Source organism: Photobacterium sp. 2_MG-2023 (assembly GCF_030547675.1).
In the GTDB taxonomy this organism is placed as follows: domain Bacteria; phylum Pseudomonadota; class Gammaproteobacteria; order Enterobacterales; family Vibrionaceae; genus Photobacterium; species Photobacterium arenosum.
In genome coordinates this window covers 1-15287 of sequence record NZ_JAUOQQ010000019.1, presented here as the reverse complement: position 1 = coordinate 15287, position 15287 = coordinate 1, and the positions used below count along the sequence as shown (strand labels likewise).

Here is a 15287-nt window from a genome sequence, read left to right as displayed (position 1 = left end):
ATCTTATCTGTATTTTCAGGCGGGCATTTCAGAGAGGACTAACAGCGGTCAGCTTATTGGTGTTTTTGTCGAAAAAGTCTGTACTGGCTGCCCCTGGGTGTCAGAGGCAGCTAATCGCGATACGTAGGCTTATTGCTGCTGATGACGGCGTTTTTTAGCCGCGTGTTTTTCTATGTACTCGATGATCATACCGGCAATGTCTTTGCCGGTGGCATGCTCAATACCTTCCAGGCCCGGGGAAGAGTTCACTTCCATGATCAGCGGCCCGCGGTTGGAGCGCAGCAAGTCAACACCCGCCACATTCAGTCCCATGGCTTTTGCCGCCGCCACCGCGGTGCGGCGCTCTTCCGGAGTAATACGCACTAAGGAAGCACTGCCGCCGCGATGCAGGTTGGAGCGGAATTCTCCCTCGGCGGCCTGGCGCTTCATTGACGCGATCACTTTGTCACCCAGTACGAAGCAGCGGATATCGGCACCGCCGGCTTCTGCAATGTATTCCTGAATCATGATGTTGGCTTTCAGGCCCATGAAAGCTTCAATCACACTTTCCGCGGCTTTCTGGGTTTCTGCCAGCACCACACCTATACCTTGTGTGCCTTCCAGCAGTTTGATCACCACAGGTGTACCGCCGACCATTTTGATCAGATCTTTGACATCGTCAGGTTTGCTGGCAAAACCGGTGATCGGCATGCCGACGCCTTTGCGGCTCAGCAACTGCAGGGAGCGCAGTTTGTCTCTGGAGCGTGAAATCGCAATCGACTGATTGATGGAAAAGACATTCATCATTTCAAACTGACGCAGAACAGAACAGCCGTAAAAAGTAATATCGGCCCCGATGCGCGGAATGATGGCATCAATGCCGACCACATCATGACCTTCAAAATGAATAGAAGGTTGCACAGAATTGATATTCATGTAGCAGCGCAGGGCGTTAATGACCACGGCTTCATGGCCCCGTTGTTCGCAGGCTTCGCGCAGGCGTCGGGTGGAATACAGGTTTGCGTTCTGGGACAAAATGCCAATTTTCATCGTGTTCTCGTCAAAAAGCTGGAGGGATCCGAGCGGAGGGGCTGGCAACCTTAGAATTTCTGCTCGGTAAAACGGACGCAGAATATGCCCTGAAAGTGACCAAGAATCGAGAGGTTGGACCATGATCTCTTTTAATGGTGACGAGAAGAAAATTTACTCAACAAGGGAAGGCAGAAGATAAGCGGGCTGGAAAGCTCCCCTGAGACCAAAGGGGGAAAGGTCTCAGGGGAGAGTTTAATTATTTCAGCACTTTCGGGTTGGACGTGCCCCACAGGGTATAGATTTCAGACAGGATCCGGCCTGAATGGTCTTCCGTTTCGCCAATGGTGATTTCGTCGCGGCCCTGACGGCCGAACAGCACCACTTCATCGCCAGGCTTCACGCCTTTGATATCTGTGATGTCGACCATAGTGGTGTTCATGGACGTTGAACCCAGCACTTTGGCACGCTGACCGTTGATCAGCACTTCACCGACACGGCTCATTGAGCGAGGGAATGCATCAGAGTAACCGATCGGCAGGTTGGCCAGCACAGAATTGCGTTCCAGCGTTTCCGTCTTGCTGTAACCTATGGTTGAGCCTTTTGGCAGGCGGTGGATGGATGCGACCTGGGTCTTGAACGACACAATGCGCTTGTACTCAGGGAACGCCGGTGTGGTGTCACCGTACAGGGCGCCGCCGGTACGAACCATGTCCAGCTGAGCTTCAGGCACCATCAGAGTGGTGAAAGAGTTGGCTACGTGCAGCAGGACATCATCACGTTCCAGATCCGTGTGCTTGATGATCCACTGGCTGTCTTGCTTGAACTGGTGCAGACCGTCACGGATTTCATTCAGATCTTCGGTCGGGAAGTGGGTCATGATGCCCACTATCTGCAGATGTCGGGTATTGACAATCTTTCTGGCTTCTTTCTTCCCGTGTTTGGTGCGCATTTCCAGACCGTTACGGCCCATGCTGGCAGAGTTCAGTGCCAGATGTACCGGGATCACAGTGCCGTGCTGGCGCGCAATGCGGGCAATAATTTTTGCCTGCTGCTTGGTGCCGATCAGCTCTTCCAGTCCCAGATCAACAGCGGTTTCAATCTCAGAAGGGGTCGCCGCACGCAGGCGCATCAGGCGGCCGTTAAAGCCCATCTCACGGACCAGTCGGGCTTCCGCGTTGCTGGTGATCCCTACACAAGGAATGCCGCTTTGCATCACAGAAGGCAGCAGATTGGCAATGCCGTTCCCGTACGCATCGGCCTTCATGACGGCACAGATGTCGGTGTTGCTGCCAACATGGTTTTGCAGATGCGCAATGTTTGACTCAAACGCCGCCTTGTCAACTTCCACCCAGGCATTGGCTGTCTGAACGTCTTCCATGGTGTGTGCCTGCTCAATGCTTGGCAGCATTGGCGCAGCAGTCGCATGCATTGAAGCGGAAGTGGTCCCCATCATGGCGAGGGCAATCAGTGAGAATTTAAAGTTTTTCATTATAAGTCTCTGTTGTTATTACAGGTTACAGGGTGAATTGACTGACGATCTGATGCAGCGCATTGGCGCGGCGTTTCAGTTCATCAACCCCCTGCTGGGCTTCCAGGGTGGACAGGCGGTTTTCTTCCGCGCTGTCACTCAGGGAAGCGACATTGCGAGACAGATGATCTGAGGCGTGAGCCTGCTCCTTGACCGAACCGGCGATTTCTTCCATGCCGGAACTGACCGCTGAGATTTCCTGGTTAAAGGAACTGAGGGATGCGTTGGCTTGATCGGCATGCTGCACACTGTTGTCGACCCGATCGACGGCGTGCTGCATGGTTTGCGTGGTATCGCTGGTGTCGGTCTGAATCGAGCGGATCATAGTACTGATCTCTACCGTCGCTTTGGCGGTACGCTCTGACAACTGACGGACTTCATCGGCGACAACGGCAAAGCCGCGGCCCTGCGCACCGGCACGTGCGGCTTCAATGGCCGCATTGAGTGCCAGCAGGTTGGTTTGATCGGCGATATCTTTAATGACTTCGACAATGGAGTTGATTTCACTGGCTCGGTTGTCGAGTTGCTGCAGTTTGTCAGCCACAGTATTGGTTTCCAGCTGGACAGACTGCATACCACGTACTGCGTTATCAATGGCTTCAACGGTATTTTGGGTCAGCAGTTCGAACTGGCCCATTTGCTGGTTAGCATTATCAACAATCTCAGTGATGCTCTGTGCGCTGGCCGCCAGCTCTTCAATGGCGGTGGCACTGCTGCCGACATGTTCTGACTGGGTCATTGAGCGATCTGTCACGGCGCGGATCAGGGTGTCGAGCTGGGCGCTGGTGGCTGCCACACTGTCGGACGATTGCTGCACTTCCAGCATCCGCTGGCGCAAGGCGGCCATAAAGATATTGAAGGAATCGGACATTTCGCCGATTTCATCCTGGCTGCGGACGGTCACACGCTGGTTCAGATCCCAGTTGCCGTTTGCCAGTGAACGCAGCACCTGATTGAGGCCATTGACCGGGGTGACGATCAGGTTGGCAATCATGCGTGCCGCTATCACTGTCAGTACCAGGAACACGGCCGCTATTATAAAGGTTTTCTTCAGCGCTTCGGTTTTGACTTCTTCGATGTCTGTCAGTTTGACATCTATGCCGATGACATGGAGATCACCTTTATCGCCGCGAAAAGGCACAAAGATAGAGCGGTACATGCCGTATTCGCCCTGATAACTCTGATATTGGGTTTGCTCGGTACGGAAGGCTTCGTACAGCATTTCCGGCACTTTCAGGTATTGCTCCAGGTACCAGTTCTTATAGCGGCCGCTTTTCCACTCATTCTCATCCCGGTTGATATAGGTGTAGTACACCTGGCCGCCGCGACGCACGGTTGAGTAGGCCCATTCCAGCTTAGCGCCTTGGGTAAAGTGGGTCAGATGGGCTGAAATGTCGTCATACAGGGCATCATCACGGCCGGCTTCCTCATTGGGCAGATCGCCGATGAGCTGTTCCACGGCCTGAGCAGCAGTGTTCAGTTCTGTATCAATACTGCTCATCGCTGAATTGACCAGGGTGTGATAAGAAATCGCAGACAGAGCCGCGATGATAATAAGCGCGATGGCTGTGAACAGCATCGAAAGCTTGGTTTTAAGATTCCAATTGGCAGTCATGACTTTTTCCGAATGCTAGTGAGTGATATGAATCACAAAAATATGCAATACGAGAGTATTCGGCGGCCAGTCTAATGACATTATTAACACTTTCAAACGCTAATAAGTGATTAATTTTATTTGTTTTTGTTTTGTATGATTAATATTTTTCAGTTGTATGTGCTATTGATCGTGATGTGAAGAAAAGGTTGTACTTTTTCGGCGGGGTGCGTCCCTGGCTAAGCAGGGACTTGTGGGTCATCACCGGTGAAGACTGACGGGGAGCCGGATGGCACCACATCACAAAGCCGGTATCGGGCGTTATTCCAAATGCAGATCCAGCGGAGTTTTGCTGGTACGTCCGCCAATCTCTCGGGTCAGTTTGGGGACTAAATAACCGGACACCTTTGCTATCAGCCCGGCTATTAACACCCGGGCTTCATCATCGCTTACCATGAAATGAGCAGCGCCCTGTACTTTATCCAGCACGTGCAGGTAATAAGGCAGGATCCCGGCATCAAACAAGGCTTCGCTCAGGTTGACCAGGGCGTCAACCGAGTCGTTGACCCCCCGCAATAACACGCCCTGATTGAGCAAAGTGACGCCGGCGTCGCGCAGCGGTGCCAGTGCCGCTCTCAGCTCGTGGTTAATTTCATTGCCGTGGTTGATATGGGTGACCAGAACGACCTGGAGCCGGGTTTGTTGCAGTAACAGGCGCAACTCGGGTGTTATCCGGGCCGGGATCACCACAGGCAGGCGGGTATGGATCCGCAGCCGTTTGATATGCCCGATGGCGGCAATGCCTTCCACTAACCAGCGCAGTTCACTGTCTTTAGCCATCAGCGGATCGCCGCCCGACAGAATCACTTCATTCAGCTCAGGGTGAGCGGCAATGTAATCGAGTGCCTGCTGCCACTGGCGTTTGCTGCCCGGATTGTCCTGATAGGGGAAATGGCGGCGAAAGCAGTAGCGGCAGTTAATGGCACAGCCGCCTTTGACGATCAGCAGTACCCGGTTGCGGTATTTGTGCAGCAGGCCGGGCAGGGTATTATTCTGTTCTTCCAGCGGATCGTGCGAAAAGCCCTCGTGGACCTCAAATTCTTCGGCCAGCGGCAAAACCTGGCGTAATAAGGGGTCATGCGGGTTGCCCATTTCCATTCTGTCAACAAAGCTTCTTGGTACACGCTGCGCAAACAGCTTTCTGGCTGCTAGCCCGTTTTGCCAGGGGGCAGGGTCGATATCCAGCCGGTGAAGCAGTTCAAGCGGATCCGAGATCGCATCAGCTAATTGTTCGAGCCAGTTTTGCTCAACAGTAGCGACGTTTCGGGTTATGATGTGCGGCATGAAAAATAACTCGAAGATGTTAAGAGGAAAAAAATGGCGTCTTTCAGCACTAATGAATTCCGCGGCGGAATGAAAATTATGCTCGATAATGAACCCTGTGTCATTATCGAAAACGAATTTGTGAAGCCTGGTAAAGGCCAGGCGTTTAACCGGGTTAAAATCCGCAAACTGCTATCTGGCAAGGTACTGGAAAAAACCTTCAAATCGGGTGATTCTGTAGAAGCTGCAGACGTTGTCGATATTGAACTGGATTACCTGTACAACGACGGTGAATTCTATCACTTCATGAACAATGAAACCTTTGAGCAAATCGCTGCTGATGTGAAGGCTGTGGGCGATAATGCGAAATGGCTGGTAGAAAACAACACCTGTACGCTGACACTGTGGAACGGTAACCCGATTGCCGTCACGCCACCTAACTTTGTGGAATTGGAAGTGGTTGAGACGGATCCGGGCCTGAAAGGCGATACTCAGGGTACAGGCGGCAAACCTGCTACTCTGTCTACCGGTGCTGTGGTTCGCGTGCCGCTGTTCATTCAGATCGGTGAAGTGCTCAAAGTTGACACCCGCTCTGCGGAATACGTCAGCCGCGTGAAGTAATTTCTTCGTGTGAGCAGACAAGGGCCGCATTATGCGGCCTTTGTTGTTTTCATGCCCCGTTTTGTCTTCACCACTTTCGACTCAGATGAAAAAGACTCTCCTATGACAATGCAATGGCAACCCACAGCTGATCTGGCGAACCTGCGCCAGCGGGCCGCAATTCTGGCGTCTGTGCGTGAATTTTTCGCACATCGCGGTGTAATGGAGGTGGATACCCCGGCCATGAGCCAGGCCACAGTCACCGACATTCACCTGCATACCTTTCAGACGGAATTTGTCGGTCCCGGTTTTGCCCACGGCCAGACGCTCTATCTGATGACCAGCCCTGAATTTCACATGAAGCGATTGTTATCGGCGGGCAGCGGGCCTATCTACCAAATCTGTAAGGCTTTTCGCAACGAAGAATCCGGCCGTTACCATAACCCGGAATTTACTATGCTGGAGTGGTACCGCCCCGGGTTTGACCACCATGTGCTGATGGATGAAATGGATGCCCTGCTGCAACTTGTGCTGCAGTGTACTGCTGCCGAGCGCATGAGCTATCAGCAGGCTTTTTTACAGGTGTTGAATGTCTGTCCCCTCAGCGCCTCAATGGACGAGCTGAAACGTGCGGCTCTGGTGCTGAATCTCGGTGATGTGGCGGCTGATGAAACCGACAGAGACACCCTGTTGCAACTGATGTTCAGCATGGGCGTGGAGCCGGTGATCGGCCAGCAGGTGCCGGCCTTTGTGTATGATTTTCCAGCCTCGCAAGCAGCACTGGCGCGGATCAGCCCGTCTGATAGCCGTGTTGCTGAACGTTTTGAGGTGTACTTTAAAGGCATTGAGCTGGCCAACGGCTTTCACGAGCTGTCCGACGGCGATGAGCAGTTATCCCGTTTTGAAGCCGATAACGCCAAGCGGCTGACAATGGGTCTGCCGGCGCAGCCGATCGATCAGCACCTGGTTGCCGCGCTCAAGGCCGGCTTTCCCGATTGTGCCGGCGTGGCGCTGGGGATTGATCGCCTGGTGATGCTGGCACTGGGGCAGGCGCACATAGCGGCAGTGACCGCTTTTCCGGTCACTATCGCCTGAGAAAGAGGACTGTGCGCATGTCGTCAGTCACTGAGTATCAAACCGGTGCCGATCACCGCCAGCAGTGCGCCCAGCCAGGCGGCGCCGGGCGGTCGGTGCCGGGTGTAGATCCACAGCAGCGGCAAAATCATGATAGGGGTGGTGGAAGATAACAGCGCCACCATACCCACATCACCGTGCTGCAGGGCAAACAGAATCAGCGTCATCCCGACGGCCATGGCCAGAAAACCATTGAGGGCAACCATACCTAGGATCGGCAGATTGATCGGCTGCAGGGGTTTGGCAATGCTGGCGCCACTGAGGCGCAGCACACTGTGGGCAGCCAATGCCGTTGCCATGCGCATCGCCGAAGCGGCCACTGGGTCCAGCGTGGTCTGCATTGCGGGTTTAGCGATAATCGCGCCCAGCGACTGACACAGTGCCGCCGTCAAGCCCAGCACCACCGCGATAGCTAAACTGCCGGTGATGGCTTCTATCTGATGCTTCTGGCTTTTCTGGCCGAATAGAATGGCCGTCACCACACCGGCAAACACCAACAGCGCCCCGGCCAGCTTCCAGCCCAGTAGGGTCTCATCGAACAGCCAGATGCCGAGCAGTGCAGAGAAGACGGCATGGCAGGAAAACAGCAGGCCGCCCCGGCGCGGACCAATCCGGTTGAAGCAGGCAAACAGCGCGGTATCACCGATAAAAATACCAATCAGCCCTGACAGTGCCATCACCAACGCCAGATCCAGAGTCATACTGGCCCAGCCACCATTAACGAGCGCCATGGCGGACAGCATCACAGTAACGCAAGCCATGCGCCAGCGGCTGTAGGCAAAGGCGCCGAGATGGCGCGAAGGTGTGACGGAGATTAAACTGCTGATGGCCCACAACAAAGCGGCGGCCAGCGCCAGCCATTCGTAACCCATGGATATCCTTATTCGAAAACACTGCAAGGCAGTTTGTTATGCGGAGTGGTCGCATATCATGCAGCAAAGCGGCGGAAAATGGTATCGGCGGATGATGGCAACGGCGAGCACGGCCAGCCGGACCGGGCTGACCGTGCGGGGATGAGCGGGGTTAAATCTTAAAGCGTGAGACGTCGTCGCGCATTGCTTTGGCCGCCTGATTCATACCCTGAGCGCTTTGGCTGACGTCTTGCGTCTGGGTAGCCAGGTGATCCGACACATCGCGAATCGCTTGAGTATTGCGGCTGATATCTTCACTTACCGCACGCTGCTCCTCTGCCGCGCTGGCAATTTGGGTGGCCATATCAGAAATCTCTGCGATGGACTGGGTGATCTGGCTCAGGCTGTCACTGGCGGCCTGGGCGTAATCGACACTTTGCCCCGCCAGCTCTGTACTGGCGCCCATGCTGTCGACTGCCTGGCGGGTATTGCCTTGCAGCGTGTCTATCATGGCCCGGATCTCTTCGGTCGAGTCATGGGTGCGCTGACTCAGCACGCGCACTTCGTCGGCCACCACGGCAAAACCACGGCCCTGTTCACCGGCACGGGCGGCTTCAATCGCGGCATTCAGTGCCAGCAGGTTGGTTTGTTCTGCAATGCCCTGAATGGTTGCCAGAATATGATTGATGTCCTGCGCATTGGCTTCCAGAGTCTGAATCACCCGGGCTGCATCCTGCACCTGATTGGCCAGCGAAACAATGGCCTCGCGGTTTTGACTGATGACACTTTGTCCCTGCGTGCAAGCGCCGGTGGAAGACTGGGCCGCGGAGGCAGTCAGCTCGGCATGGCTTGCCACTTCGGCAGCAGTGGCCGACATTTCATGGATGGCCGTGGCGATCTGGTTGATCTCATTCTGCTGGCCGTTGACCCGTTCCGAGGCCTGACGAGCCTGGTGAAACGACTGTTCGGCCTGTTCGCCCAGAGTGTGTGAGCGGGAGACTATGCCTTTGATCATCTGTTGCAGCTGGCTGAGGAACAGATTCATGTTCTCTGCCAGCTCGCCGACTTCATCCATGCGCTGGATGGCAATGCGCTGGGTCAGATCGCCGTTGCCTTGGGTCAGCGCATGCACCGAGCGATTAAGATCACTGAGCGGGCGCAGCAGGCTGTTAATGATCCAGCCAGCCAGCAGGGCAATGACAAGATACAAGAGCACTGAGGCCATCAGGGTGAAGGACAGAGTTTTCCCTATGGCTGCATACGCCAGATCTTTATCCTCGATGATTCCCACCGACCAGCCAGTACCGGCAATCGGCGAGACAAAGATCAGTTTGTCTTTCCCTTCTTGATCAAAATGAAACTCTGCGACCTGCTGGCTGCCGGTAACATTGCGGATAAAGCCAGAGGAGAGATCATTATCTAGTTGGGTTAATGGCTTACGACTCAGCGAAGTATCCTGATATGCGACCAGCGTATTGTTGCCGTCAATCAGAAAAGCGCTGCCTGCGTTGTCCAGCGTCAGGCTGAGGATTTTGTCGACAATGTGGGTGACGGTGAGATCTGCGGCCAGTACACCGCGACGTTCGCCGCTGAATGAACGTGCGAAGCTGACCACCAGGCTGCCATCAAAATCCTGATAGGGTTCGGTCAGAATCAGCTGGCTGGACTTACTCGCGTCCTGGTACCAGGGGCGGGTACGGGGATCATAGTCAGCGGGCCAGTCTTCCGTTTTATCGCCATAGGCAATGCTGCCGTCGCTGAAACCGGCATAGACAGACAAAAAATCCCCGGCGCGTTTGGTCAGCAGCAGCTCTCTGTCGATATTGTTATCGGCTGCAATCAGCGGCAGGTTGGCTAATAGCATATCGCGGCGGGCACCCAGCCAGTCGGCAATGTAATCGCTGGTGGCCCCGCCGGCGGCACGCATCTGGGCATTGACTTCGTTGGTGGTTTCGGTGCGAAGCTGGGTGACTGAAATGCCAGCCTGGATAGCACTGACTGTGGCTATGATGGCTGCAATGGCCACCTGGATTTTCATTTTTATCGTGAATTTCATACTGCAATCCCGAGTTCGTTCCCTGACTTTCTTTTGCTGTTAAAAGCGTGGGCAGAAGTAAATAGTGAGTCACTCGGAATTATCAGCGAATCTTATGTTTGCTTAATGCTTAATTGCGCAGTCCATTGTTAGGATGTGATCATGGTGCCAAAATTATGCTTCCATCGGATCGAGTTACATTGATAAAGCCATTAATGCTGCCAGATACAGTACCGACAGGCCGCTGAGACCGACCAGTACCCCCACTTTCATCATATCGCGACTATCAATCAGGCCTGTGGAGTAGGCCAGTGAATTGGGCGGGGTTGAAACGGGAAGCACCATGCCTAACGAAGCAGAGAAGGCCAGCATGATCAGCATGGCAGTCAATCCTCCCGCCCCGGCCAGGGCGGGGACCGAAGTGGCAATCGCGGCCCCGATGGGCATCAGCAGGTTGGCAGTCGCCGTATTGGACATAAAATTGGCCATCAGCCAGCACAATACCGAGAGCAGGATCAGAATCAGCAGGGTCGGCAGGCTGGCGTAGTCAATTGCGTGGGCCAGCTGTCCGGCCAGTCCGGTCTGGTCGAGTGCCATGCCAATGGCTATCCCGCCGGCTACCAGCCACAGCACATCCCAGTTAAAGAGTTTCAGCTCTTCTTTGCCGATAATGCCTGTCAGCGCGAACACTGTCAGGGGGAGCAGGGCGACAACATAGGCATTCATTCCGTGCCAGGCCGTTGTCAGCCAGAGCACAATGGTCAGCCCGAACGTCAGGTAGACCACCCAGGCCTGCCAGCAGCGCTGAAACTGCCCTTCAAGCCGTAAATCCAGCGTGTGATGCCGGGTAGGAAAAAGCCGCTGCAGCAGCCACCATGCCAGCGCAAGCTGTACTAAAACAAACGGCAGACCAAACGCCATCCAGCCGAGAAAACTGATGCTGTGATCATCGCTCAGGTACTGTAAGGCAATGGCATTGGGCGGCGTGCCAATTGGGGTGGCAATACCGCCTGTGTTGGCGGCAACCGGTATCGCCAGTACCAGTGCTTTAATACTGCTGTCTTCTTTGGGGACTGCTGCCAGGATAGGGACCAGCAACGCCAGCATCATGACAGTGGTGGCAGTATTGGACATAAACATAGAAAAGACTGCAGTGATAAGCATCAGCCCCAGCATGATGTAGCGTGGCTGCGAGCCAAAGGGTTTTAACAGCACACGCGCCAGATTGGTGTCCAGCCGGTACTTGGCGGCGGCAATCGCCAGGGCAAAGCCACCGAGAAACAGCATGATGATAGGCGAAGCAAAAGCGTGGAAAATGTCGGTATAGGCAATGACAGCGCCCAGCGGGGTGGTGTCTGCCGGCTGACGGAAAACCAGCAGGCTCTGATCGGAGAGCATGACAAGTTGCAGCACTATGATCAGCAGGGACGTCGCATAGACAGGCACCGGCTCTAATACCCAGAGCAATGCGGCCATCACGAAAATGGCCAGTAACCTGTGCTGCATCAGCGTCAGCTCACCCAGCGGTAGTGAGGGTGTCGGGATCTGCAGCAGGGCAAAGGGCAGGCCGAAGGCAATCAGTAATTTCAGCAGTAGCGATATTTCCCGCATGTCCGGTGCTCTGTATCAAAAAGGGCACGGACAGCATAGCACTCTCAATGAGATGCATATGGCGGGTGAGATCAAAATACGCATCAAAAAAGGGACGAATTCGTCCCTTTTCTGTCAATCGCGTTAGCGGTGCGGTTAAGTGTCGCTGTTGTCTGCCATCGGCTCTGTTACTGGCTGTGCAGTCAGTCGGGCGTAGGCCTCACCCATACGGGTAGCCACATTCGGCGCCAGGTTGTCGGCAAAGGTCACCATCTCTTTCGGGAACAGGTTGATGACGGTTGACCCCAGTTTGAAACGGCCCATTTCCTGGCCTTTTTTCAGGGTGACAGCCTGCTCGCCGTCGGCCGGGTAATCCCAGCGACGGACAACGGGGCCGCGCGGCGGTGTAATAGTGCCAGACCATACAGTTTCGATGCTGCCAACGATTGTGGCCCCCACCAGTACTTGAGCAACCGGGCCGAATTCTGTATCAAAGATACAGACCACGCGCTCATTACGGGCAAACAGGTTTGGCACATTTTCAGCGGTCAGCGGGTTGACCGAGAACAGATCGCCCGGAACATAAATCATCTGACGCAGGGTGCCGTCACATGGCATGTGTACGCGGTGATAATCTCGCGGAGACAGATACAGAGTGGCGAAACTCCCGTCAGCAAATTCTTCTGCCAGCGCCTGGTCGCCGCCCAGCAGTTCAACTGCGTCGTAGTAATGACCCTTGGCCTGAATCAGCTGGCCTTTTTCAATCGGCCCCAACTGACTGACACAGGCATCTGCCGGGTGACAGAACACCTCTGCCTCGTCGTTCAGCGGACGGGCATCGTCTTTGAGTTCGCGCACGAAGAAATCGTTGAAAGTGGCGTAAGACGCGGGATCTTCGTTACGGGCTTCTGCCATATCCACTTTGTAGCGGTTGATAAACCAACGGATCACCGCCGTGGTGACAAAGCCACCTTTCAGGTCGGCAAGTTTGCCGGCCAGGCGGGTCAGGGCATGTTTGGGCGCGCAGTATTGCAGGCCAATTTTCAGATTATCGCTCACAATAAGATTCCGATTGTTCTATAAATCAATAACTTGGTTCTTCGCCATCAATAGCGCTGACCCGGGTCGCGGATTCTACCTGATTTCAGATATGAAGTCAGGTGAGCGCACACGAAGAGGGAGCCAGTTCGCAGTTGATGACGCAGGCCCGCTTAATTTTGCTTATTTCGGGAAAACTGACGGTTAGCCACGTTTTCCGACATGCTTTCAATGATCTTGTGGTAACTGTCGAAACGCGCCTGGCTGATTTTGCCCTCGTCGAGTGCTTGCCGCAGCAGGCAGCCCGGATCGTCTTTGTGCTTACAGTCGCGGAATTTACAGCCGCCCAGGTAACGTCGAAACTCGACAAAAGCGTTAGTCACTTGCTCCGGTTCCAGGTGCCACAGTCCGAACTCCCGAACACCGGGAGAATCTATCAGATCGCCGCCTTCAGCAAAGTGGTACAGACGTGCAGCTGTGGTGGTGTGCTGGCCCAGTCCCGAGTTCTCCGACACATCGCCGATCTCTGCATCCACTTCCGGCATCAGGGCATTGACCAGGCTGGATTTCCCCACCCCGGACTGACCGGCAAAGATGTTGACGTGATCTTTCAGATCCGCTTTCAGTGCCGCTAACCCTTCCCCTGTCATGGTGCTGACGTAACGCACCTCATAGCCGATCGCTTTGTACAGCGACAGGGTGCGCTCGACCTGCTGACGGGTGCCGTCATCGAGCAAATCGACTTTGTTCAGTACAATGAGTGGCTCGATTTCAACTGTCTCGGCAGCTACCAGATAGCGGTCGATAATGTTCAGTGACAGCTCAGGCAGTACGGAAGAGACGATGATGATGCGGTTAACATTCGCTGCCACCGGCTTAACCCCATCGTAGTAATCCGGGCGGGTCAGCATCGATGTTCGCTCATGGACCGCTTCTACTACACCGGCGATGCCCTGCAGGGCTTCAACTCCGGGCCGCCAGACAACGCGATCTCCGGACACCAGGCTCTGAATACTGCGACGCAGGTTACAGCGGTGAATGGTCCCTGTTTCCGGATCTTCAATATCGGCATGCTGGCCGAATCGGGTGATCACCAAGCCTTCACGGGCATTCTCCAGCAGGGCTTCATCCCACTGGATATCTTCCATGCCCTTAGTCAGGCGCTTATTTTGGTTAGAGCGGACACGTCGGCTCTGACCTTTAGTTAACTTTTTCTTTTTTGCCACAAGAATATCGTTCTGTTTGGTTGGCTTTCATTTCAGGCTAAGTATGATACATGCTTTAGTCATCAAATAGGCAAATTCCAATGACAATCAGCGATCAGAACCTGATTTGGATCGATCTGGAAATGACAGGTCTGGATCCCGATACACACAAAATCATTGAAATTGCGACCATAGTGACCGATGCCCAGCTCAACATTCTGGCAGAGGGACCGGTACTGGCAATTCATCAACCCCAAGCCGAACTGGACAAGATGGATGACTGGTGTACCAATACACATACCCACAGTGGCCTGGTCGCCCGGGTGCAGCAAAGCCAGGTTAATGAACAGGAAGCGGTTCGTCAGACCATCGCATTTCTCGAACAATGGGTGCCCAAGGGCGCATCGCCTATTTGTGGTAACAGCATAGGTCAGGATCGCCGTTTCCTTTATAGGCACATGCCGGAATTAGAACAATACTTTCATTACAGGTACCTGGATGTCAGTACTCTGAAGGAGCTGACCCGTCGCTGGAAGCCTGAGCTGCTGAATGACTTCCATAAGCAGGGCAGTCACCTGGCGCTGGATGATATTCGCGAATCCATAGCTGAACTGCGTTTCTATCGTGAGCATATTTTTAAAATTTGATGCTTTAATGAACGGTTGAGCAGGGCGGCGGAGATTTTTACTCAGAACTATTGCATCCGCCTGTTTTCCTCGTATAATGCGCAGCCTCGAAAGGCAATAATGTTTCAGTTTGCTTTTCAGTGTTTTCGGACGCGGGGTGGAGCAGCTTGGTAGCTCGTCGGGCTCATAACCCGAAGGTCGTTGGTTCAAATCCAGCCCCCGCAACCAAAATTTAAAGATGGTTTGGTTAATGCCAGATTATCGAAATGCGACACTAGCTCAGTTGGTAGAGCGCAACCTTGCCAAGGTTGAGGTCACGAGTTCGAACCTCGTGTGTCGCTCCAGCTTTCTTTGCTTGAAGAAAAGCGGTTGTCATCGTACCTGACGGTGAAACAATACGGACGCGGGGTGGAGCAGCTTGGTAGCTCGTCGGGCTCATAACCCGAAGGTCGTTGGTTCAAATCCAGCCCCCGCAACCAAAAATTTAAAGATGGTTTGGTTAATACCAGATTATCGAAATGCGACACTAGCTCAGTTGGTAGAGCGCAACCTTGCCAAGGTTGAGGTCACGAGTTCGAACCTCGTGTGTCGCTCCAGCTTTCTTTGCTTGAAGAAAAGCGGTTGTCATCGTACCTGACGGTGAAACAATACGGACGCGGGGTGGAGCAGCTTGGTAGCTCGTCGGGCTCATAACCCGAAGGTCGTTGGTTCAAATCCAGCCCCCGCAACCAAAAATTTAAAGATGGTTTGGT

At 54.1% G+C, this 15287-nt stretch carries 12 protein-coding genes and 5 tRNA genes; 8 read left to right on the top strand and 9 right to left on the bottom strand.

Annotated elements, in window-relative coordinates; genetic code table 11:
• Nucleotides 1-129: 129 nt before the first annotated feature.
• The 4 genes from rimK to epmB all read right to left on the bottom strand — a co-directional run bounded on the left by rimK (nucleotide 130) and on the right by epmB (nucleotide 5477).
• Complete coding sequence (gene rimK / locus Q4491_RS15070; RefSeq protein WP_237796069.1) at nucleotides 130-1029, bottom strand: 30S ribosomal protein S6--L-glutamate ligase; 900 nt, start codon at nucleotides 1027-1029, stop codon at nucleotides 130-132.
• Between the two features lie 238 nt (nucleotides 1030-1267).
• Complete coding sequence (alr, locus tag Q4491_RS15065) at nucleotides 1268-2500, bottom strand: alanine racemase (protein WP_218386562.1); 1233 nt, start codon at nucleotides 2498-2500, stop codon at nucleotides 1268-1270.
• A gap of 25 nt (nucleotides 2501-2525) precedes the next feature.
• On the bottom strand, nucleotides 2526-4154 hold the full coding sequence (locus Q4491_RS15060) for a methyl-accepting chemotaxis protein (RefSeq protein ID WP_192017336.1): 1629 nt from the start codon (nucleotides 4152-4154) through the stop codon (nucleotides 2526-2528).
• A 300-nt stretch (nucleotides 4155-4454) separates the two neighbouring features.
• Nucleotides 4455-5477, bottom strand: a complete 1023-nt coding sequence (gene epmB / locus Q4491_RS15055; protein WP_192017337.1) for an EF-P beta-lysylation protein EpmB — start codon at nucleotides 5475-5477, stop codon at nucleotides 4455-4457.
• A gap of 33 nt (nucleotides 5478-5510) precedes the next feature.
• Here epmB and efp point away from each other — a divergent pair, with 33 nt between their 5' ends.
• On the top strand, nucleotides 5511-6077 hold the full coding sequence (gene efp, locus Q4491_RS15050) for an elongation factor P (protein ID WP_027254071.1): 567 nt from the start codon (nucleotides 5511-5513) through the stop codon (nucleotides 6075-6077).
• 102 nt (nucleotides 6078-6179) lie between these two features.
• Entirely contained in the window at nucleotides 6180-7151 is a 972-nt protein-coding gene (gene epmA, locus Q4491_RS15045) for an elongation factor P--(R)-beta-lysine ligase (protein WP_218386571.1), read from the top strand.
• A gap of 23 nt (nucleotides 7152-7174) precedes the next feature.
• On the opposite strand, the gene Q4491_RS15040 is transcribed toward epmA, so the two are convergent.
• The 5 genes from Q4491_RS15040 to rsgA all read right to left on the bottom strand — a co-directional run bounded on the left by Q4491_RS15040 (nucleotide 7175) and on the right by rsgA (nucleotide 13930).
• On the bottom strand, nucleotides 7175-8062 hold the full coding sequence (locus Q4491_RS15040; RefSeq protein WP_303458546.1) for a DMT family transporter: 888 nt from the start codon (nucleotides 8060-8062) through the stop codon (nucleotides 7175-7177).
• Nucleotides 8063-8213: 151 nt separating this feature from the next.
• Nucleotides 8214-10097 (bottom strand): methyl-accepting chemotaxis protein, encoded by a 1884-nt coding sequence (locus tag Q4491_RS15035; protein ID WP_192017339.1) that lies wholly within the window; start codon nucleotides 10095-10097, stop codon nucleotides 8214-8216.
• Nucleotides 10098-10271: 174 nt separating this feature from the next.
• Nucleotides 10272-11687 (bottom strand): DASS family sodium-coupled anion symporter, encoded by a 1416-nt coding sequence (locus Q4491_RS15030; RefSeq protein ID WP_303458543.1) that lies wholly within the window; start codon nucleotides 11685-11687, stop codon nucleotides 10272-10274.
• A gap of 135 nt (nucleotides 11688-11822) precedes the next feature.
• Nucleotides 11823-12725, bottom strand: a complete 903-nt coding sequence (gene asd / locus Q4491_RS15025; RefSeq protein ID WP_192017341.1) for an archaetidylserine decarboxylase — start codon at nucleotides 12723-12725, stop codon at nucleotides 11823-11825.
• Nucleotides 12726-12877: 152 nt separating this feature from the next.
• Entirely contained in the window at nucleotides 12878-13930 is a 1053-nt protein-coding gene (gene rsgA / locus Q4491_RS15020; RefSeq protein ID WP_192017342.1) for a small ribosomal subunit biogenesis GTPase RsgA, read from the bottom strand.
• An 80-nt stretch (nucleotides 13931-14010) separates the two neighbouring features.
• Here rsgA and orn point away from each other — a divergent pair, with 80 nt between their 5' ends.
• From orn to Q4491_RS14990, 6 genes are all read left to right on the top strand, one after another.
• Nucleotides 14011-14556, top strand: coding sequence for an oligoribonuclease (gene orn / locus Q4491_RS15015; RefSeq protein ID WP_218387438.1), 546 nt, complete (start codon nucleotides 14011-14013; stop codon nucleotides 14554-14556).
• 130 nt (nucleotides 14557-14686) lie between these two features.
• A tRNA-Met gene (locus tag Q4491_RS15010) sits at nucleotides 14687-14763 on the top strand.
• Nucleotides 14764-14803: 40 nt separating this feature from the next.
• Nucleotides 14804-14879 (top strand) — tRNA-Gly (locus Q4491_RS15005).
• Between the two features lie 58 nt (nucleotides 14880-14937).
• Nucleotides 14938-15014: transfer RNA gene (locus Q4491_RS15000), tRNA-Met, on the top strand.
• A 41-nt stretch (nucleotides 15015-15055) separates the two neighbouring features.
• A tRNA-Gly gene (locus tag Q4491_RS14995) sits at nucleotides 15056-15131 on the top strand.
• 58 nt (nucleotides 15132-15189) lie between these two features.
• Nucleotides 15190-15266 (top strand) — tRNA-Met (locus Q4491_RS14990).
• The last annotated feature ends 21 nt before the right edge of the window (nucleotides 15267-15287 follow it).

Bases quoted from the DNA above. Each gene is read 5' to 3' on its own strand.
- alr (WP_218386562.1), bottom strand. From the start codon at position 2,500: ATGAAAAACTTTAAATTCTCACTGATTGCCCTCGCCATGATGGGGACC.
- Q4491_RS15035 (WP_192017339.1), bottom strand. From the start codon at position 10,097: ATGAAATTCACGATAAAAATGAAAATCCAGGTGGCCATTGCAGCCATC.
- Q4491_RS15030 (WP_303458543.1), bottom strand. From the start codon at position 11,687: ATGCGGGAAATATCGCTACTGCTGAAATTACTGATTGCCTTCGGCCTG.
- Q4491_RS15040 (WP_303458546.1), bottom strand. From the start codon at position 8,062: ATGGGTTACGAATGGCTGGCGCTGGCCGCCGCTTTGTTGTGGGCCATC.
- efp (WP_027254071.1), top strand. From the start codon at position 5,511: ATGGCGTCTTTCAGCACTAATGAATTCCGCGGCGGAATGAAAATTATG.
- Q4491_RS15060 (WP_192017336.1), bottom strand. From the start codon at position 4,154: ATGACTGCCAATTGGAATCTTAAAACCAAGCTTTCGATGCTGTTCACA.
- epmA (WP_218386571.1), top strand. From the start codon at position 6,180: ATGACAATGCAATGGCAACCCACAGCTGATCTGGCGAACCTGCGCCAG.
- rimK (WP_237796069.1), bottom strand. From the start codon at position 1,029: ATGAAAATTGGCATTTTGTCCCAGAACGCAAACCTGTATTCCACCCGA.
- epmB (WP_192017337.1), bottom strand. From the start codon at position 5,477: ATGCCGCACATCATAACCCGAAACGTCGCTACTGTTGAGCAAAACTGG.
- orn (WP_218387438.1), top strand. From the start codon at position 14,011: ATGACAATCAGCGATCAGAACCTGATTTGGATCGATCTGGAAATGACA.